Annotated in this window: 20 protein-coding genes; 6 read left to right on the top strand and 14 right to left on the bottom strand. The window is 65.4% G+C overall.

Annotation, left to right across the window (positions count from 1 at the left end; genetic code table 11):
• The first annotated feature begins 6 nt into the window (after positions 1-6).
• Both A1351_RS05925 and A1351_RS05930 read left to right on the top strand, forming a co-directional pair.
• The gene (locus A1351_RS05925; protein ID WP_064032492.1) at positions 7-1,359 is read left to right on the top strand and encodes an O-antigen ligase; all 1,353 of its coding nucleotides are present in this window, start codon (positions 7-9) and stop codon (positions 1,357-1,359) included.
• A 17-nt stretch (positions 1,360-1,376) separates the two neighbouring features.
• Positions 1,377-1,790, top strand: coding sequence for a hypothetical protein (locus A1351_RS05930; RefSeq protein ID WP_245291585.1), 414 nt, complete (start codon positions 1,377-1,379; stop codon positions 1,788-1,790).
• A 26-nt stretch (positions 1,791-1,816) separates the two neighbouring features.
• On the opposite strand, the gene A1351_RS05935 is transcribed toward A1351_RS05930, so the two are convergent.
• From A1351_RS05935 to moaA, 8 genes are all read right to left on the bottom strand, one after another.
• Positions 1,817-2,362 carry a transcription termination/antitermination protein NusG gene (locus tag A1351_RS05935; RefSeq protein WP_198162233.1) on the bottom strand — a complete coding sequence of 182 codons (546 nt, stop codon included), beginning with the start codon at positions 2,360-2,362 and terminating at the stop codon, positions 1,817-1,819.
• Positions 2,363-2,651: 289 nt separating this feature from the next.
• Positions 2,652-4,979 (bottom strand): ATP-dependent helicase, encoded by a 2,328-nt coding sequence (locus A1351_RS05940; protein ID WP_064032494.1) that lies wholly within the window; start codon positions 4,977-4,979, stop codon positions 2,652-2,654.
• 224 nt (positions 4,980-5,203) lie between these two features.
• Positions 5,204-5,995, bottom strand: coding sequence for a DNA-binding domain-containing protein (locus tag A1351_RS05945; protein WP_024881444.1), 792 nt, complete (start codon positions 5,993-5,995; stop codon positions 5,204-5,206).
• The gene (locus tag A1351_RS05950; RefSeq protein WP_024881443.1) at positions 5,992-6,837 is read right to left on the bottom strand and encodes a DUF692 domain-containing protein; all 846 of its coding nucleotides are present in this window, start codon (positions 6,835-6,837) and stop codon (positions 5,992-5,994) included. The genes A1351_RS05945 and A1351_RS05950 overlap by 4 nt, the downstream gene beginning before the upstream one ends.
• Positions 6,838-6,926: 89 nt before the next feature.
• Complete coding sequence (locus A1351_RS05955) at positions 6,927-7,157, bottom strand: hypothetical protein (RefSeq protein ID WP_018267602.1); 231 nt, start codon at positions 7,155-7,157, stop codon at positions 6,927-6,929.
• Between the two features lie 173 nt (positions 7,158-7,330).
• Complete coding sequence (locus A1351_RS05960) at positions 7,331-8,206, bottom strand: NAD(P)-dependent oxidoreductase (protein WP_036309046.1); 876 nt, start codon at positions 8,204-8,206, stop codon at positions 7,331-7,333.
• Positions 8,207-8,271: 65 nt separating this feature from the next.
• A complete protein-coding gene (locus A1351_RS05965; RefSeq protein WP_024881441.1) occupies positions 8,272-9,039 on the bottom strand; it encodes a transporter substrate-binding domain-containing protein in 768 nt (255 codons plus the stop codon).
• Positions 9,036-10,076: a GTP 3',8-cyclase MoaA gene (gene moaA / locus A1351_RS05970; protein ID WP_024881440.1), complete on the bottom strand. Its 1,041-nt coding sequence runs from the start codon at positions 10,074-10,076 to the stop codon at positions 9,036-9,038. The genes A1351_RS05965 and moaA overlap by 4 nt, the downstream gene beginning before the upstream one ends.
• A gap of 140 nt (positions 10,077-10,216) precedes the next feature.
• Here moaA and A1351_RS05975 point away from each other — a divergent pair, with 140 nt between their 5' ends.
• Positions 10,217-10,594, top strand: a complete 378-nt coding sequence (locus tag A1351_RS05975) for a gamma-butyrobetaine hydroxylase-like domain-containing protein (protein ID WP_024881439.1) — start codon at positions 10,217-10,219, stop codon at positions 10,592-10,594.
• Between the two features lie 56 nt (positions 10,595-10,650).
• On the opposite strand, the gene A1351_RS05980 is transcribed toward A1351_RS05975, so the two are convergent.
• The 4 genes from A1351_RS05980 to A1351_RS05995 all read right to left on the bottom strand — a co-directional run bounded on the left by A1351_RS05980 (position 10,651) and on the right by A1351_RS05995 (position 14,078).
• Positions 10,651-11,235, bottom strand: coding sequence for a L,D-transpeptidase (locus tag A1351_RS05980; protein WP_024881438.1), 585 nt, complete (start codon positions 11,233-11,235; stop codon positions 10,651-10,653).
• 229 nt (positions 11,236-11,464) lie between these two features.
• Entirely contained in the window at positions 11,465-11,875 is a 411-nt protein-coding gene (locus A1351_RS05985; protein WP_024881437.1) for a MucR family transcriptional regulator, read from the bottom strand.
• Between the two features lie 378 nt (positions 11,876-12,253).
• The gene (locus A1351_RS05990; protein WP_064032495.1) at positions 12,254-13,783 is read right to left on the bottom strand and encodes an FAD-dependent oxidoreductase; all 1,530 of its coding nucleotides are present in this window, start codon (positions 13,781-13,783) and stop codon (positions 12,254-12,256) included.
• A 94-nt stretch (positions 13,784-13,877) separates the two neighbouring features.
• Positions 13,878-14,078, bottom strand: a complete 201-nt coding sequence (locus tag A1351_RS05995) for a hypothetical protein (protein ID WP_026599615.1) — start codon at positions 14,076-14,078, stop codon at positions 13,878-13,880.
• A 196-nt stretch (positions 14,079-14,274) separates the two neighbouring features.
• Here A1351_RS05995 and A1351_RS06000 point away from each other — a divergent pair, with 196 nt between their 5' ends.
• Together A1351_RS06000 and A1351_RS06005 are read left to right on the top strand one after the other, a co-directional pair.
• Positions 14,275-14,763, top strand: a complete 489-nt coding sequence (locus tag A1351_RS06000; protein WP_024881434.1) for a CDP-archaeol synthase — start codon at positions 14,275-14,277, stop codon at positions 14,761-14,763.
• Between the two features lie 100 nt (positions 14,764-14,863).
• Positions 14,864-15,742, top strand: a complete 879-nt coding sequence (locus A1351_RS06005; protein WP_245291586.1) for a c-type cytochrome — start codon at positions 14,864-14,866, stop codon at positions 15,740-15,742.
• Between the two features lie 18 nt (positions 15,743-15,760).
• Here A1351_RS06005 and A1351_RS06010 read toward each other — a convergent pair whose 3' ends face one another.
• Positions 15,761-16,582 carry a serine protease gene (locus A1351_RS06010; protein ID WP_024881432.1) on the bottom strand — a complete coding sequence of 274 codons (822 nt, stop codon included), beginning with the start codon at positions 16,580-16,582 and terminating at the stop codon, positions 15,761-15,763.
• Between the two features lie 81 nt (positions 16,583-16,663).
• Positions 16,664-17,623 (bottom strand): metallophosphoesterase, encoded by a 960-nt coding sequence (locus A1351_RS06015; RefSeq protein WP_064032539.1) that lies wholly within the window; start codon positions 17,621-17,623, stop codon positions 16,664-16,666.
• Positions 17,624-17,848: 225 nt separating this feature from the next.
• Here A1351_RS06015 and A1351_RS06020 point away from each other — a divergent pair, with 225 nt between their 5' ends.
• A complete protein-coding gene (locus A1351_RS06020) occupies positions 17,849-18,370 on the top strand; it encodes an Hsp20/alpha crystallin family protein (protein WP_024881430.1) in 522 nt (173 codons plus the stop codon).
• Positions 18,371-18,382 lie beyond the last annotated feature (12 nt).

An 18,382-nucleotide genomic window follows, 5' to 3' on the forward strand; every position in this document is an offset into this window, starting at 1 on the left:
TCGCTCATGCGCAAGACCGAGATGCTCTGCGGCGCCGCCATAGCGGCGTCGCTGATCTTCGGCGGCGCGACGCAAAAGGGCGGCGTCTCGGATGTCGTGGTGCAGCTCGCGGCGCTTCCGCTGCTGGCGCTGGTCTTGCCGGACATAGGCAGGAGCCTCGCGGGCCGCGGTTGGATCGCGGCCCTGCTCGGCGTCATCGTCGCCGTTCCGCTGCTGCAGCTCGTTCCGCTCGCGCCCTCGGTTTGGAACATGCTGCCGGGGCGTGACGCCGTCGCCGACACCTATCGCATCGCCGAGCTTTCTCCGCCATGGCTCGGCCTTTCCGTCGCGCCATGGGCGACGTCGATCAGCCTTCTCGCTCTGACCGCGCCGATCGCCATTTTTCTCGGCGTCTTGTCCTGCCACGCCGATGAGCGGCGGCGCCTGATGCTGCTCGCCACATGCATCGGCGTCGCGACCGTCCTGCTCGAGGTGATGCAGATCGTGCAGGGCCAAAAAAGCGCGCTTCGATTCCACAGCGGCGTCGACGTCGGCCTTTTCGTCAACAGAAATCACACGGCGGCCTTTCTCTATTCGCTGACGCCGCTCGCCGCCTATGCGCTGGAGCGATATTTGTCGCGGCGTTCCGCCTATGGCGTGCTGGCGGTGTTCGCGCTGCTCATGCTTTTCACGCTCGGCCTCATGATGACGGGCTCGCGCTCGGCTCTGCTATTCGGCCTCGTCTCGGCCGCGCTCACCTATGCGCTCATTCTCGGCGACCGGCTCGGCGGCGCGAGAGCCGGCAAGGCGGCGATCTATTTCGTCATCGCGCCGGCGCTCATCGTCACCGGCCTGCTGGCGCCCTATTTCGGGCTCACGCAAATCATCGATCGCTTCATGGGCGCGGATATCGCCGCCGATGCGCGCTGGAAGGTGTTTCGCATCTCCTTCGAGACGATGCAGGCGTTCTTCCCGCTCGGCTCCGGCCTCGGCACATTCGATCGCGTCTATCCGCTGTTCGAGCCGACGAGCATGATCGTCCCGGCGATCGTCAATCACGCGCACAATGACATTCTCGAATTGGCGATGGAGCTCGGGCTCGTCGGCATTCTGCTCGTCCTCTGCTGGCTTGCCGCGACGCTGATCGCCGCTTTGCGCAATTTCCGCGAGAGTGATGCGACGCTGAGAAAAGAGCGTTTCGCCGCTCTCATCGTCGTCGGGCTGCTATTCGCGCATTCGACGATCGACTATCCAATGCGAACCTCGGCGCTCGCCGCCGTCTTCGCGATGTGCTGCGCCGTCATCTGCAAAAAGTCGAGCCGCGCCGCGCGCCGCGACGAGCATGCGTCGCGGCGAACGGAGCTCGTCCACGAGCTATGAGCGCGCGGCGCGGATCTGTGGCGCTCGCTCTCATGCTCGCCGGATGTCAGGGCGCGCCGCTGGCGACGCCGCGTGACGCCGGCGGCAATCTGCGCGCCTATATCGATGAGGCGCGCCGGCTCGACGCGCGCGGCGCGCCGAAAGCCATTCGCGGCGTTTGCGCTTCCGCCTGCACGATCTTTCTCGGCCTGCGCAATGTCTGCGTGGAGCCCGGCGCGCAATTCTGGTTCCACGCCGCGCATCTGCCCGATGATCCGCGCCCCGACAGTCTCGGCTCGCTCGAGATGCTCGCCTTCTACCCCCCGCGCGTGCGCGAGTGGGTCATGCGATCGGGCGCGCTGGACAGCACGGATTTCGACAAGGCCAAAATGCTGTCCGGCGAAGCGCTCATCGCCATGGGCGTGCCCGCTTGCCGCGCCGCGCCGCTGTAGAATCTCGCGGCGCTCGCTTCCGATCTCTAGCAGGCGGCGACTTGTTCCGAGGTCAATTTGACCTTCACCGGACGGCTGAGCAATTCCATCAGCACGATGATGCGATCGCGCTCGTCCATGTCGATGACCGTGGCGACGAAGTCTTGAAAGGCGCCGCCGGCGATGCGCACTTTCTGGCCGATCTCGAAGCGGCGCGACGGCGCGACGATCACGCCGTCGACTTCTCTTATTTTCAAATCCTCGACGAAATCGCTCGGGAGCATGCTCGGGTTCTCGCCGGAGCGCACCAGCGTTCTCACGCCGAAGGTCGAGCAGATCGGCGTCCAGCGCGTGTCGGACGCGAGCTCCACGAAAACATAGCCGGGAAACAACGGCCGCGAGACCTCTCGCGTGCGACGCGCATGGCGGACGCGCTCGAGCATGAAGGGGCAATAGACGTGGAATTGCTGACGCATCAGATTTTCGATGGCGAGACGTTCCCGGTGCGGGTGCGTGTTCACCACCCCCCAGCCGCGCGCGTGGCGCAGGGAAACGTGTGCGACAGCATTATCCATATCTGGAAACGACGCCATGAGAAACCTCGACTGCTGAAATGAGACGAAGACAAGATTACACGCTCCGATGCGAAGGCCGCGCCGGTTGCGATGATGATTGCAGCTCGAAATGGCGCGGCCGAATATTTCGACGAATGAGACGTCGATGCGGCTTCGCGTCCGAAGGTCAGGCGCTCTTCACGAGCGGCGGCTCGACACACATCATGATCAATCCGCTTTCTGTTGACACAATGCGGCAATCATATACGGCTCGGTTACGAATTGTAAACGCCCGCCGCCACATGGACGGCGCGCCGAGCCTGCGTGATTATCCGCGCTGGACAAAGCTCTCCAGCACCATCTTGCGTCCGGCCTTGTCGAAATCGACCTGCAGCTTGGCGCCTTCGACATTGACCACCGTGCCCGGCCCGAACTTCTGGTGAAACACGCGCACGCCGATCGTGAAGCGCGCGCTCGTGGAGGATTTCGCCAGCACCTCGCCTTCTATCATCGGCGGCGCGCGGCGTGACGCAGGCTTGCTTCCGCCGCTCTCGCGCGCGGCTTGCGCGCGCTTCCAGCCCGGCGTCGAATAGCTCGAGCCATAGCTGTCCATATTGGCGAAGCGCGACACGCCGTATGAGCCATATTGCGAGCCGCCGGAGGCTTCTCTCACCTCGACATTGGCCGCCGGCAGATCGTCGAGAAAACGCGAGGGCAGAGTGGTTTGCCACAGGCCGTGAATGCGCCGATTTGTCGCGAAGAAAATTTTCAGCCGTCGCTTGGCGCGCGTGATTCCCACATAGGCGAGGCGGCGCTCCTCTTCCAATCCGGCGCGGCCATTGTCGTCCAGCGAGCGCTGATGCGGAAACAGGCCTTCCTCCCAGCCGGGCAGATAGACGGTCTCGAACTCGAGCCCCTTGGCGCCATGCAGCGTCATGATCGACACGCGCCGCTGATCGGCGGCCTCGTCCGTCTCCATCACCAGCGACACATGCTCGAGGAAGCCCGAAAGATCGGGGAATTCCTCCATGGCGCGCACCAGCTCCTTCAAATTCTCCAGTCGGCCCGCGGCCTCGGGCGTCTTGTCGTCGCGCCACATTTGCGTGTAGCCGGATTCGTCCAGCACCGTCTCGGCGAGCTCGTTCTGCGGCATGGTCTCGATGAGGCTGCGCCAGCGATCGAAATCGGCGATCAGCGCGCGCAGCGTCGCGCGCGGCTTGGGCTTCAGCTCCTCTGTCTCGACGATGACGCGCGCCGCCTGCATCAGCGGCGCGCTCTCGCGGCGTGAATATTCGTGCAGCACCTGCAGCGTGGCGTCGCCCAATCCGCGCTTGGGCGTGTTGACGATGCGCTCGAAGGCGAGATCGTCGAAAGGCTGCGCGACGCAGCGCAGATAGGCGAGCGCGTCGCGTATCTCCAGCCGCTCATAGAAGCGCGGGCCGCCGATCACGCGATAGGGCAGGCCGAGCGTGATGAAGCGCTCCTCGAACTCGCGCATCTGGAAAGACGCGCGCACGAGAATGGCGATCTCCTCGAGATTATGCCCCTTGCGCTGCAATTGCTCGATATCTTCGCCGATCGCGCGCGCTTCCTCCTCGCTGTCCCAGACGCCGGTGACGCTGGGCTTCTCGCCATCGGCGCCTTCGGTGAACAGCGTCTTGCCGAGCCGCCCTTCATTGCGCGCGATGAGATGCGAGGCCGCCGCGAGAATATGCCCCGTGGAGCGATAATTGCGCTCGAGCCGCACGATTTTCGCGCCGGGAAAATCCTTCTCGAAGCGCAGAATATTCTCCACCTCGGCGCCGCGCCAACCGTACACGCTCTGATCGTCGTCACCGACGCAGCAGACATTGTGCCGCCCCTGCGCGATGAGGCGCAGCCAGAGATATTGCGCTGTGTTGGTGTCCTGATATTCGTCGACGAGAATATATTTGAAGCGCTGGCGATATTCGTCGAGCACATCGGCGTTCTCGCGAAAGAGCCGCAGAGTCTCGAGCAGAAGATCGCCGAAATCGACGGCGTTCAGCACCTTCAAGCGCTCCTGATAGAGCGCATAGAGCTTCTTGCCCTTGCCGTCGCCGAAGCTCTGCGCCTCGCCGAGGGGGACCTGATCCGGCGAGAGGCCGCGGTTCTTCCAGGCGTCGATCTGATGCGCGAGGCCGCGCGGCGGCCAGCGCTTGTCGTCTATGTTCTCGGCCTGCAGAACCTGCTTGAGCAGGCGGATCTGATCGTCGGTGTCGAGAATGGTGAAATTGGATTTGAGCCCCGCCAGCTCTGCATGGCGGCGCAGGATTTTCGCGCTGATCGCGTGAAATGTGCCGAGCCACTGCAGCGCCTCGGCGCCGGGGCCGGCCAAGCTCTCGATGCGCTCGCGCATCTCGCGCGCGGCCTTGTTGGTGAAGGTGACGGCGAGGATTTCCCAAGGCCGCGCCCGTCCGCTCGAGAGTATGTGCGCGATGCGCGTCGTCAGCACGCGCGTCTTGCCTGTGCCGGCGCCGGCGAGCACCAGCAGCGGGCCGTCGATGGTCTCGACGGCGGCGCGCTGCTCGGGGTTGAGCGCCTCGAGAAAGCGCCCGCGTCCGGCGAGCGCAGCGGCGCGCGCGGCGACGCCTCCCTCGAGCGGCGTGAAGTCTTCCGGCGGCGCTTGACGTGACAAGGCGATTCTCCTTCGAAGCGGGGAGAATATAGGAGAACGGAAGGCGAATCACCGCCCTATTCGCGATATGCCCCCAAATGTGGGGACCGCGAGGGCGCGACCGTCACGCCTCGAGAGCTTGTGCGTCGTTATGGCGTGCGGACGCCGTGCGCTCCCTCTCCCTGCGTCAGCGGGGAGAGGGCCGGGGTGAGAGGCTCGGCGCGAATGGCGGCGGAGAAAGCCGCTCAGCCCTCCTCGCCTGCCTCCGCGCCCACCACCAGCCCTTCCTGGAACCAGCCGGTGAGCATTTGCGCCAGGCGCTCGGGCGAGGCGTCGGCGTGATCGCGGAAGGCGGCCATTTGGCAAATGTCGCCGAAAGCGTGACCCTCCATCGCCAGAGACAGCGCCATGAACTCGTCCGCCTCCAATTCGCAATGAACGGAGTCGAGATCGGCGCGCCATAGGGCGACATGGCCGCGGCCTTCGCCGCGCGGCGGCAGCTCCTGCTGCTCCATCGCCGCCTCATGCGTCGCGATCGTGCCGGTCTCGAGCTCCAGCAATATGAGGCTCGGGTGAAAGGCGAAGGAGAGGCGCGGCCATTGCTCGGGCGCGAAGGCGGCCAGCTCCTCGATCGGCAGAGCTTCGGCGTCGGGCGCGTCGAAAGCGTCGGTGAGCGCGCGCTCGAACAGCGCGAGGTCGATCGCGCGCGCATCGTCGCGCCACGCTTCGCTCTCGCGCAGAAAATCCGGCAGGCGCGTCGTGTACCAGCGGGCGTTGCGCTCGCGCGAGGGCTGCGCGCCGATATAGGCGTCGGCGAGCGCGTCGAAGGCTTCCTCGCCGATGAGCGCGCGCAGGGCGGGGAAGTCCGCCGCCAGGAACTCCGCGAGCCGCGCGTGATAGGCGTTCACATAGACGCCGAAGAGCGTGGTGCGGTCGGCTTGGCGCGAATTCTTCACCGATTCGAGAATTTGCGCGCCATCCTCGGCGCCGGCGAGCACGCCGGCCTGGAACATGGCCTGCAGCTCTGCGAGCCTCATGCGGCGCTCCGTGCGCTCTCGGCGTCTATGTGCGCGGCGATCTCGCGCATATGGCCGAGCTCGGCGAGCAATTCCTCGAAGGGCGGGAAATTATCGTCGCGCTCGATCATGGTCGAGACCGCGCCGAAGCGCCGCCGCGCGCGCTCATAGAGCGCCCACACCTCGTCGCAGACCGGCTGGTCATGCGTGTCGATGCGATGCGTGCCATTGTCGGTATGGCCGGCCATATGGAATTGCGCCACGCGATCCGGGTCTATGGCGTCGATGAACGCATTGGCGTCGAAGCCGTGATTGAAGCTGGAGACGAAGACATTGTTGACGTCGAGCAGCAGCAGGCAGTCGGCGCGCCGCGCCAGCTCATTGACGAAGGCCCATTCGCTCATCTCAGATTCGCGAAAGGCGACATAGGTGGAGGCGTTCTCGACGACGAGGCGCCGGCCGAGAAAATCCTGCACACGCATCACGCGCTCGGCGACATGGGCGAGCGCTTCCTCCGTATAGGGAATCGGCAAGAGATCGTGCAGCGTCACGCCATGCACGCCGGTCCAGGCGAGATGGTCGGAGACGAAGGCCGGCTCCACGCGCTCGGCCAGCGTCTTCAGCTCGCGCAGATAATCGAAGTCGAGCGGATCGGTGGAGGCGAGCGACATTGCGACGCCATGCATCACGATCGGATAATCGGCGCGCACGCGCTCCAGCATGGCGGTGGGCCGGCCGCCGCCGGTCATGTAATTTTCCGAGATGATCTCGAACCAGTCGACGGCAGGGCGCGTCGAGAGAATTTCATCATAATAGATCGGCCTCAGTCCGAGGCCGTGTCCCAATGGGGCGGGTCTGCTCATCTCTCGCGCTCCAAATGCTCTTTCGCGTCGCCCCCGCCGCGAGAATCGATCGCGCCCCGAATGGCGCGCGATCGACGGCTTCGATCGGCTCAGCGGCCGGCGCAGGAACCCTTGGCGCTGCAGGAGGCCTTATGCCCCTTATGATGCTTGCAGACGCCCTTTTTGGTCATGCACTTCGTCTTGCCGCCGCACTGGCCTTTTTCCATATTGCAGACATGTTTGGAATGCTTGGCGGAGGCCTGCGTCGAAACGCCGCCCGCGAGCGCCAGAGCGATCGCCGCCGCGGCGATGGTCGAGCCCGAAACGATCTTGGCTTTCATTTTTTTCTCCCATCATCGCTCTCCGCCCCAGGGGACTAAAGAGCGCGACCTGGACCTCCCCAGGCCCGGCGCGACCATAACACTCACCGAACGATTTGAAAGCGCGCTCCGATTCGCGCATCCGCCTCCGGTTGGCAGCCGCGCTCGCGCTTTCCATTCTCGCCGTCTGCGCCCTATCTGCGCAGGCGCGCCATGAGGCTCGACGTGTCCCAGCGTCGGCCTCCCATATTCTCCACCTCGGCGTAGAATTGATCGACCAGCGCGGCGACCGGCAGGCTCGCGCCATTGCGGCGGGCCTCGGCGAAGCATATGCCGAGGTCCTTGCGCATCCATTCGACCGCGAAGCCGAAATCATATTCGCCGGCGAGCATGGTCTTGTGGCGATTCTCCATCTGCCAGGATTGCGCCGCGCCATTCTTGATGAGCTCGACGACCGCGGCGCCGTCCAGCCCGGCGCGGCTGGCGAAATCCAGCGCCTCGGCGAGGCCCTGGACGAGGCCGGCGATACAGATCTGATTGACCATTTTGGTGAGCTGCCCGGCGCCGGACGGTCCCATCAGCCGGCTGGCGCGCGCATAGGCGGCGAGCACGGGCTCGACGCGGGCGAAATCCTCCGCATCGCCGCCGCACATCACCGTGAGCGCGCCATTCTCGGCGCCGGACTGGCCGCCGGAGATCGGCGCGTCGAGAAAGCCGAAGCCGCCCTTTTTCGCGTGCGCGTAGAGCTCGCGCGCGACCTCCGCCGAGGCGGTGGTGTGATCGACGAAGACCGCGCCGGCTTTCAGCGCGCGAAAGGCGCCGTCCTCGCCGATCGTCACCTGGCGCAGATCATTGTCATTGCCGACGCAGGAGAAGACGAAATCCGCGCCTTCGGCGGCGAGGCGCGGCGTCGGCGCCGTCTTCGCGGAAAATTGCACGGCGAAGCGCTCGGCTTTCTCCGGCGTGCGATTGTAGACGACGACTTTGCGCGCGCCGCGCGTGACGAGATGGCCGGCCATCGGATAGCCCATCACGCCCAATCCGATGAAGGCGACGGTCAGCTCGGTCATTGGTCGGTCCTCTGCGGGTGAGATGCGAGAGCGAGGAAGCAAGGCCGAGGCCGGCCGTCCCCGTTTCAGCGTATGTCGAAATCGAAATATTTGCTGCGGATCGTGCGATAGGTTCCGTCGGCGACGATCGCGTCGATCGCCGCGTCGATTGCGCTCTTCAGCGCCGTGGCGCCTTTGCGCAGGCCATAGCCGAAGCCGCCGCCGAAATAGGCCGCGTCCTGCGGCAGATCGGCGATGATGCGGCAGCAGCGCCCTTCCTTGCGCTCGCGCAGAAAATCCATGGCCGCGAGCTTTTCCTCCGCGACGACGTCCACGCGGCCCTCGGCGAGGTCCAGCATGGCGGCCTCGAGCGTCGCATAGCGCTGCACTTCGCTCTCCTTGAGCTTGTCCTCCGCATAGGCCTGCTGCGGCCCATCCGCGACGACGCCGATGCGGGCGCCCTGCAGCGTTTTCGGATCGGCGTTCGCGAGCGGCGATTGGCGCTGCGCGATCAGCGCTGAGGGCGTATGCGCATAGGGCTTGGAGAAGTCGATTTTGCGCAGCCGCTCCTCGTTTATCTCCATGGCCGAGACGACGAGATCATATTGCCGATTCTCGAGCCCGAAGACGAGGCTCTCCCATTCCTGGGTGATGAAGACGCAATCGGCCTCGATGCGGCGGCAGATCTCGCGCGTCAGATCGATCTCGAATCCGGCGAGCTGATTATTGGCGTCGAGATAGTTGAAGGGCGGCCGCGCGCCTTCGCTGGCGATGCGCAAATGGCGTGGCTCGGCGGCGGCCGGGCAGAGAAGAAGGGCGATGGTCGCCGCGGCGGTGGCGAGGCGCCGGATCATCCCCCGGTCGTGCTCATATGCCGCGCGACGGCCGGCGCTCGCGTCGAGCGGTCGATGATGAAATCATGGCCCTTGGGCTTGCGGGCGATCGCCTCGTCTATGGCGGCGTTGAGCGAGGCGTCGGTCGGATCGGCGCGCAGCGGCGCGCGCAGATCGGCGGCGTCCTCCTGGCCGAGGCACATGAACAGAGTGCCGGTGCAGGTGACGCGCACGCGATTGCAGGATTCGCAGAAATTATGCGAGAGCGGCGTGATGAAGCCGACGCGCCCGCCAGTCTCGGCGACGCGCATGTAGCGGGCAGGCCCGCCGCTGCGATAGTCGATCTCCTCCAGCGTGAAGCGCTCGGCAAGACGCTCGCGGACCAAAGTCAGCGGGATGTATTGATCGACGCGCTCGCCGCCGTCGATCTCGCCGAGCGGCATCACCTCGATGAAGGTCATATCCATGCCGCGCTCATGGGCGAAGCGCGTCAGCGCGACGAACTCGTCCTCATTGACGCCTTTCAGCGCCACGGCGTTGAGCTTCACCTCGAGGCCGGCGCGTAGCGCCGCGTCGACGCCGGCGAGAACGCGCTCATGGTCGCCGGTGCGCGTCAATTGTCGGAAACGCTCCCGATCCAGCGTGTCGAGCGAGACATTGACGCGCTTGACGCCGCAATCGACCAGCGCCTGCGCGAAGCGCTCGAGCCGAGAGCCGTTTGTGGTGAGCGTCAGCTCCTCTAGCCGGCCGGAAATCAGATGACGCGAGAGACGCTCGAACAGCGAGAGAATATCGCGGCGCATCAAGGGCTCACCGCCGGTGATGCGCAGCTTGCGCGTGCCCCGCTCGATGAAGGCCGTGCAGAGCCGGTCGAGCTCCTCCAGCGTCAGCAGATCGCGGCGGGGCAAAAATTGCATGTGCTCGGACATGCAGTAGACGCAGCGGAAATCGCAACGATCCGTCACCGAGACGCGCAGGTAGGAAACGGCCCGTCCGAACGGGTCGACGAGCGGCGCGGGGGCCGTGGGATCATAGGCGATTTTCGGATGCGGATTCATATAGTCGACCGTTTGCGGCGTCCCGTCCTGCGTATAGGCTCCAAAGGAGGTTCCTATATATTGACGGAATGGCCGCGCGTGAAGCCCCAAGCAATGGGTGCGCCGGGGCGGACGGCCGACCAGACGATCGGGAGAAGACCATGGCCGACGCGGATATTTGGCCGAGCGAAATACGCCTGATGGAAGAGGGGCGGAAGCTCAAAGTGAGCTTCGAGAATGGGGCGAGCTTCGATCTTTCGGCCGAGCATTTGCGGGTGCGCAGCCCCTCGGCCGAGGTGCAGGGCCATTCGCCGGAGGAGCGCAAGACCGTGGGCGGCAAGCGCAATGTCGCCATAATCGGCGTCGCGCCGGTCGGCCATTACGCCGTGCGGTTGGATTTCGACGATCTCCACAACACCGGCATCTACACCTGGGGCTATCTCCATGAGCTCGGCGCGGGCGGCGCGGCGGATTTCGCCGCCTACGAGCAGGAGCTCGCGGCAAAGGGCCTGGATCGGGACCGTCCGGGCGAGCGATAAAAAAAGCGCGCCGAACCCTTTCGGGCGCTCGGCGCGCGATTTTACGGATTTGGAGATCAGCGGTTGACGATGACCCGCGCGCCGACGCGCACACGCTCGTAGAGGTCGACGACATCCTCATTGGTCATGCGGATGCAGCCGGAGGAAACCGCCTGGCCGATGGTCTCGGGCTCGTTGGAGCCGTGGATGCGGTAGAGCGAGCCGCCGAGATACATGGCCCGCGCGCCGAGCGGATTGGTGAGCCCGCCCTGCATATGGCGCGGCAGATCGGGGCGGCGGCGCAGCATTTGCGTGGGCGGCGTCCAATCCGGCCATTCGCGCTTGCTGGAGACGACGCGCGTGCCGGTCCATTCGAAGCCCGGCCGGCCGACGCCGACGCCATAGCGGATCGCCTGATTATTGCCGAGAACATAATAGAGCCGCCGCTCATTGGTCGAGACGACGATGGTGCCGGGCGAGTAGCCGCCGGGATAGGACACGATCTCGCGGGCGACTGCGGTCGCCTGCGGCCGGCCGTCGGCCGGCTGCTGCTGTCCACGCGGACTCAAATCGAACAATCCGGCCAAGCCCCCTGTTTCGTACGCAGACCCGGCCGAGCAACCCATGAATGAAATGCACAGAGCAACTGCGATACGCCGCATGAGCTTCCCCCATTCGCCTCAAGTGACAACAATCGAGCGGCCACGGCCGCCGAAGCGACCGTGTTGCGAGCCGGACGCGGGTCCAGCGTCGTTTCCTCGCACACCCTCGCTCTAGGCGAAAGCGGGCGGAAAGAATTTAAAAAAATACGATGTGACGAAGCGGCTGCGGCGTGGCCTGCAACCTATGGGCGCGCCGAGCTCGCGGCGCGCCTTCGTCGGTCGTTCGGGATCAGCGGCTGCCGCGGCGGCGGCGCTGCTGGCCGAGGCCCATCTGCTTGGCGAGGGTTGAGCGCGCCTTGGCGTAATTCGGAGCGACCATCGGATAATCGGCGGCGAGACCCCACTTCTCGCGGTATTCTTCCGGCGAAAGACCGTATTGCGTGCGCAGATGGCGCTTGAGAGACTTGAACTTCTTGCCGTCTTCCAGGCAGATGATGAAGTCGTTGGTCACCGACTTGCGCACCGAAATGGCGGGCTTGGGCGCTTCCGCCGGCTCGACGACGACGCCGGAGCCGACCCGCATGAGCGCGCCATAGACTTCGTTGATGAGGCCCGGGAGATCGCCGGCCGGAACCGAATTATTGCTCACATAGGCGGAAACGATGTCGGCCGCGAGTTCGATGTTGTTCGTCGATGTCATCTCTTCACTCTTCACTTTCTCGTTTCGGCGCCGGAAGTCCTGACACGGCGCGGTCGACGGGGCAAAGCCCGGCAAGCTCGGGGCGGGCAAGTCAGCGCCGTTTCGACCGCAAAGACATTTGCGGGTATACATCAATGCTCTACCCCTCGCAACTAATTCCTAACCAAGCATCACTAAATCTGGGCATAAATATTTGTCGCGACTGCTACGTAGAACTACGCTCGAAAATCGAGCGGCCGTCGACGTCGCCGTTTGACTTGCTCGGCCAGGCTGTGGGCGCGTCCACGAAAGAACCGGCCATGGCCTGCTAGAAGAATGGGCCGAGCCCATATCTCGAATCGAAGTCGAATGCGTCATCCGTGCGCAGACTATGCTCGTTCAACCGCTGGTCGACGCTTCCAGCTCGGCTTCCACGCGTAGATTGTCCAGATCGCGGCCGATCGTGGCTGTCGCCATTCTGTGATCGCGGGAGAAATAGGTGACGATGCAATCCCTTTTCTCGAGGTCGCCGGCGATCTCGACGCGATCCCAGGCGCCGGCGTGTCCGACATAGGCGATGGTCATGTCGTAATGACGGCTCCAGAAGAAGGGCGGCGCCTCGAAGGGCTCCTTCGCGCCGAGTATATTGCGCGCCGCCGTCTGCCCTTGGCGCTCGGCGGTGACGAAATGCTCGATCCTGATCCGCTCGCCGCTGCGGCGATCCGGCCAGCGCGCGATATCGCCGGCGGCGAAGACGCTCTGAGCGCTGGTTTCGAGATATTCATCGACGAGGACGCCGTGATCGACGGCGAGGCCGGCCTCCTCGGCGAGCGTCGTGAGCGGGCGCACGCCGACGCCGACGACGACGAGATCGGCCGGAACGCGCGCGCCACTCGCCAGAGCGACATGATCCTCGCCGATGGCGACGACGCTCTCGCAAAGATGAAAGACGACGCCATGCGTCTCATGCGTCGCGCGCACCAGCCGGCCTATGTCCTCCCCCAGCGTCTTCTGCATCGGCGTCGCGTCCGGCGCCACGACATTGACCTCGAGCCCGCGCTCGCGCAGCGCGGCGGCGGTCTCGAGGCCGATGAAGCTCGCGCCGATCACCGCGACGCGCGAGGCCCGCGCCGCCGCGGCGATGAGCGCGCGGCTGTCGGCGAGGCTGCGCAGATAATGGACATGCGGCAGCTCGGCGCCCGGAATTGTCAGGCGCACCGGCTCGGCGCCGGTCGCCAGCAGCAGCGCGTCATAGCGCAGCGGCTCGCCATGCTCGAGGGAGACCAGTCGCGCGCCGGGGTCGATCGCGCGCACGCGCGTCGCCAGCAGCAGCTCGATGCGCCGCTCCTCGTAATAAGCGCGTGGGCGCAGCGGCAGCCAGTCTTCCGGCGCCGAGCCGGCGAGATAATCTTTCGACAGATTGGGGCGGTCATAGGGGGCGGCGGCGTCGGCGCTGACCATGACCAGCGAGCCGGAATAGCCTTCCTCGCGCAGCTCATGGGCGGCGGCGAGCCCGGCCGCTCCGCCGCCGACGATGACGACGCGTCCGAGCGTCGGCGGCGCGGGCGCGCGCTCGCGCGTCGAGGGGGCGATCTTCTCCATGGCGAAGAGGAGATCGCCGCGCTTTTCGGCGCGCCAGCAGGGAATGGGGTCGAGGGCCGGGGCGCGCAGCGCTCGTCCGTCGCGCAGGCTGAAGCAGGCGTGATGCCAGGGGCAGCGGATCGTGTCGGCGACCACCAGCCCCTCGCCGAGCGGACCCTGATAATGGGTGCAGGCGGAGCCGATGATGGAGAATTCGTCGCCGCGGCGGATGAGCAACGCCGGCTCGGCGCCGACGCGACCGGAGAGAATGGCGCCGTCGGCCATATCGGCGACGCTGACGCCGAGCGAGAAATCGGGGCCATCGGCCGCTGCTGCGCCCTCGCCCATGACCGGCCTCGAGGAATACAGGCTCCCGCGCGGCGGGATATCGCAGCTCATGTAGAGAGGCGCGCCTGCTCCGACAAGGATGCGCCGCGCGAAACTAACCGGCGCAGCTGTGCTCGCCGCGGCTGCGCAAATGCCGCGCGACGATCTTTTCGGCCTCCTCGAGATCAGCGAATACGGCGCCCTCGAGCGCGGCCAGCGCCCATGAGGCGCCGCAAAATCTCTTGCATTCGCCCTCGGTCACCAAAAGCCCGACGGCGATCTGATCGACGAAGACGAAATCGACATTGCTCGGCATGGGCGTCCTCGAGAGCCTTCTGAGCGAATCCTGTAGCGTGAATGCTAGGAGTACAAGTCCATAAGTCAACAAGATTAGTCGAATATTGGGCCGCATGACGCCGCGTCCGCCTCCGCTATATTGCCGAGGGAGCCCTGAGCCCTGGCGTGTTCGGCGAGGAAGGGACATGGCGAGGATGCGACATGGTGAGGATGGGATGGATGGAGCCCTGATTCTCCGCTTGCTGCTTCTGCTGATCGTCGCCAATGGCGCGCCGGTGCTCGGCAAAAGGCTGCTCGGCGACCTCTTCGCCCGCCCTGTGGACGGCGGCGCCCGCTTCTTCGACGGACGGCCGCTGCTCGGCCCCGCCAAGACTTGGCGCGGGCTGCTTCTCGCCGTGCTCGCCGCCGCTTGCTGCGCGCCGCTCGTCGGCTTTCCCGTTCATCTCGGCGCATTGCTCGGCGCTTTCGCCATGGCGGGCGATCTTTTCTCGAGCTTCGTCAAGCGCCGGCTCGGCCTTCCCTCCAGCAGCCGCGCGCCGGGGCTCGATCAAATTCCGGAAGCGCTGCTCCCGCTGCTCGCCATCGCCGCCCCGGCGCGCCTCGGGGCAGGGGAGATCGTCATCGTCACCGGCCTGTTCTTCTTAGGCTCGCAGGCGCTCTCGCGGCTCATGTTCGATCTGCGCGTCCGCGAGCGGCCGTTCTGACGACGGGACAAATCGCCCGCGCAATCGAGACTTTTTTGAAATGAAGCGCGCCTCGGCGCCGCCTATGTTGGCGAGACATTCTCGAGCTATCGGATAGGCTGTGCTCTCCAATTCTGCTCTCGCATGGGCGCGTTCTCTGGCGTGCCGCGCCTTGCTGCCGCTCTGCCTCGCCGCCCCGGCCGCCGCCGCGGATATCGATCGCGGCCGTTATCTCGTCGAGGCGCTGACCGCCTGCGACAATTGCCATACGCCGCGCGGCCCCGACGGCTATCGGCTCGACAAGCGCTTTTCCGGCGGCTCGCAGACTTTCAATGGCGAGACTTACAGCGTGCGCGGCCCGAATATTTCATCGGACGCCGCGACCGGAATCGGGTCCTGGAGCGATGAGCGGCTGACGGCGGCGATCGTCGCCGGCGTCGGGCCGGAGGGACGTCTCGCGCCGGCCATGCCGTCGGAATATTATCGGATATTGACCGCGCGGGATATCGAGGCGGTCGTCGCCTTTCTGCGCACATCGGCGCCGGTGGAGTCCGCGCGGCCGGCGCAGCGCCGCGACGGCGAGCAGAAGGCCGACACCTTTCCCGGCGCCGAGGCGCCATTCGAGGAGAGCGCGCTCGACGATCCGCTGCGGCGCGGATTTTATGTCGCGACCCTGGCGCGTTGCATGGAATGCCACAGCGGCGAGACCAATGGCGCGCTCGACCATAAGGAAAAGCTCGGCGCCGGCGGCAAGCTGTTCCGCACGCCGGCGGGAACGGCGGTCGGCGCCAATATCACCCAGCATCCGACGGCCGGGATCGGCGCCTGGAGCGACGAGGAGATCAAGGCCGCCATTGTCGCCGGCGTCGGCCGCGACGCCAAGCCGCTCAAGCCGACCATGGCCAATCTCTCCAAGGCGCATTTCTCGAAGATGACGCCACGCGATCTCGATGCGCTCATCCTCTGGCTGCGCACGATTCCGCCACGCGCGGGGCCGTGAGCCTTTTCCCGAAGCGCTCTAGCGCGCGTCTGCCCGAAGATTGGCCCGAATAGCGTCCAGCAATTCGCCCTCGAACAGCAGCGCCATGCCGAAATGGCGTTCCATGTCGAAATCTCGGCGCGAATTCATGTCCAGCGAGGCGCTGTGCATGGCGATGAGCCGTCCATCGTCGCCGAAAATCCCCGAGCCCGAGCCGCCATAGCCGTCGTTGCAATCATGCCGAGCGCGGCGAATTCCCGCCTCCGTCGGCGCGTCGATCTGATGAATCTGGCACTCTTCTATGCTGGTCGCGCGGCGGAAATTGGAGTGGCCGGCAGGCGACACCATCACCACGCGCAGCTTCTCGACGCCGGTCGGCAGCGCCGGCCCGTCGGGGATCGGCTGCGGCGTTATATCGGCGTCCACGGGATCGCGCAGGCGCACCAGCGCCCAATCATCGGTGATGTTCAGCGATTTGGCGTCGCGGGCGAAGCCGAAGCGCAGGCTGTCCGTGTCGAAGGCGTATTCCTTCTCGCCGATGGAGAAAGCGCAATCGTCTATGGGATGCGTCGGCCGCAGCTTGCGATCGACGAAATTATGCGCGTTGAGCACGACGAGGCCGCGGTCGCCGATCAGCCAGGCGGCGGCCGCGCGCTCCGGCACGCCCTCCTCCGTGCGACACGTCAGCACGCCGGCGCCCGGATAGCGGCGAAAATCCTCCTCCGCCATGAAGCGCCGCGCCTCCCGCGGATAGAGCGCCGCCAAGGCCGCGGCGGCGCTGGCCGCGAGCAGCAGGGCCGCGCCGATCGTCGTCCGAAAGCCTCGAAGGCCCGCGCCCGCAATTCGCCAGCCGCCCTGCATCCCACGCCCTTTCCTTCACGTCTCTGTCATATTCTAGCGGCGGACGCGAAGCTCGACCAGATGCGCGGGCGATTTCGCCGCTCAGGCGGTCCGCAGCCGATGCAAGGTGATCTCCGGCGGACAATTGAACCGCACCGGCAGCACGGAGGAGCCGGCGCCGACCGACGTATAGCCTTGCATGTCGTGATATCGCCAAGCGCCGGCGCCATAGGCGCGCGGCAGCACGGAGTCGAGCGTGAGCGCGACGCCGCCCGGCAGGCAGATCTGCCCGCCATGCGTATGACCGGCGAGCAGAACGTCGAAGCCCGCATGCGCCGCCTGTCGAAAAATCTCCGGCGTATGCGAGAGCAGCAGAGAGAATTCGCCTTGCGGAATTCCCTCGCCGGCCTTGGCGATGTTGTCGACGCGAAAATAATGCGCGTCATCGACTCCGGCGACATGAATGCGCGCGCCGTCGCGGACGAATGTCTCGCACTCATTGAGCAGAACGCGCATCCCCATCTGCTCGAGGCCCGGCGTCATCAATATCGTGTCGTGATTGCCGAGCACGGCGAGGATCGGCGCGCGCAAAGCCTCGCGCAGCTCCGCCATGCCGTCCAGCGCCGCCGCGTGGGACCCATGCGTCGCGCCACGATAATCGCCGGTGAGCACGCAGAGATCATAGGCGAGATCGGCGACCATCTCGCGCAGCCGCGCCATAGCGCGCGGACACATATCGACGTGCAGATCGCTCAAATGGAGAATGGCGAAGCCGTCGAAGGCGCGCGGCAGCCGCGCGCTGACGATCTCATTCTCGCGCAGCAGAAGCTTCTCCGCATTGGCGAGACCGCGGCGGTAGAGTCCGACGGCGGTGAGCGCGGCGCGGATCAGCAGCGGCGAGGCGGCGAGATTCTCCGGGTGAAAGAAATTGAGGCCCTGGCCGAAGATCTGCGCCTCATGGTCGCGCTCTATGCCGAGCCTCTGGCGCGCATGCAGTCGTCCGAGCCGCGCCTCCAGCGCGCGCATGATGTCGTCCTCGGTCAGCGTCGGCTCGTTGGACATGTCGCAGCGCTCCATTAAAGAGCAATATAACCGGCCGCGACACTTTGCCTATGGCGTCGCCCCGCAGCGAAAGCCTTCGCTTTCGATCGCTTCTCATCCTATCCGCCCTTCGCCGACGCAATGCGCCGATTGTCTTTTCGCGCGGCGCTCCTACGTCACAGGCGTCGTGCGAGCGCGCCGACGCGCGCGCCACGCCGATCGTCCATTTTGATAGAGGAGGCGGAAATGGCGGAAGCGCAGACGAGAGTTCCGGTGAAAGAATCGAAGGAGACGCTGCCGAACTCTGGATTGTTCGACTGGCATCCTCTGGAGACGCTGCGGCGGCAGATCGATCGCTTGTTCGAGGATGCGCCCTTCCAAAAAGGCGCGACGCCAGATCTCGAGCCTTTCGGACGCTTCGGCATCGGCTGGGCGGCGACGCCCGCGGTCGATCTCGTCGAGAAGGACAAGGAATATCAGATCACCGCGGAGCTTCCCGGCATAGACGAGAAGAATGTCGAGGTGAAGCTCTCCAACGGCTCGCTCATCATCTGCGGCGAGAAGAAGGAGCAGCGCGAGGAGAAGGACAAGGGCTATTTCCTCTCCGAGCGTCGCTATGGCTCCTTCCGTCGCGCCTTTCGCGTGCCGGAGAATGTCGAGGCCGACAAGATCGACGCGACCTTCGCCAAAGGCGTGCTGACCGTGCATCTGCCCAAATCGGCGCAGGCGCAGAAATCCGAGAAGAATATCGATATAAAGGCAGCGTGAGCGGCGACGGCA

Origin of the sequence: Methylosinus sp. R-45379 (genome assembly GCF_001644125.1) — a bacterium.
GTDB lineage: Bacteria > Pseudomonadota > Alphaproteobacteria > Rhizobiales > Beijerinckiaceae > Methylosinus.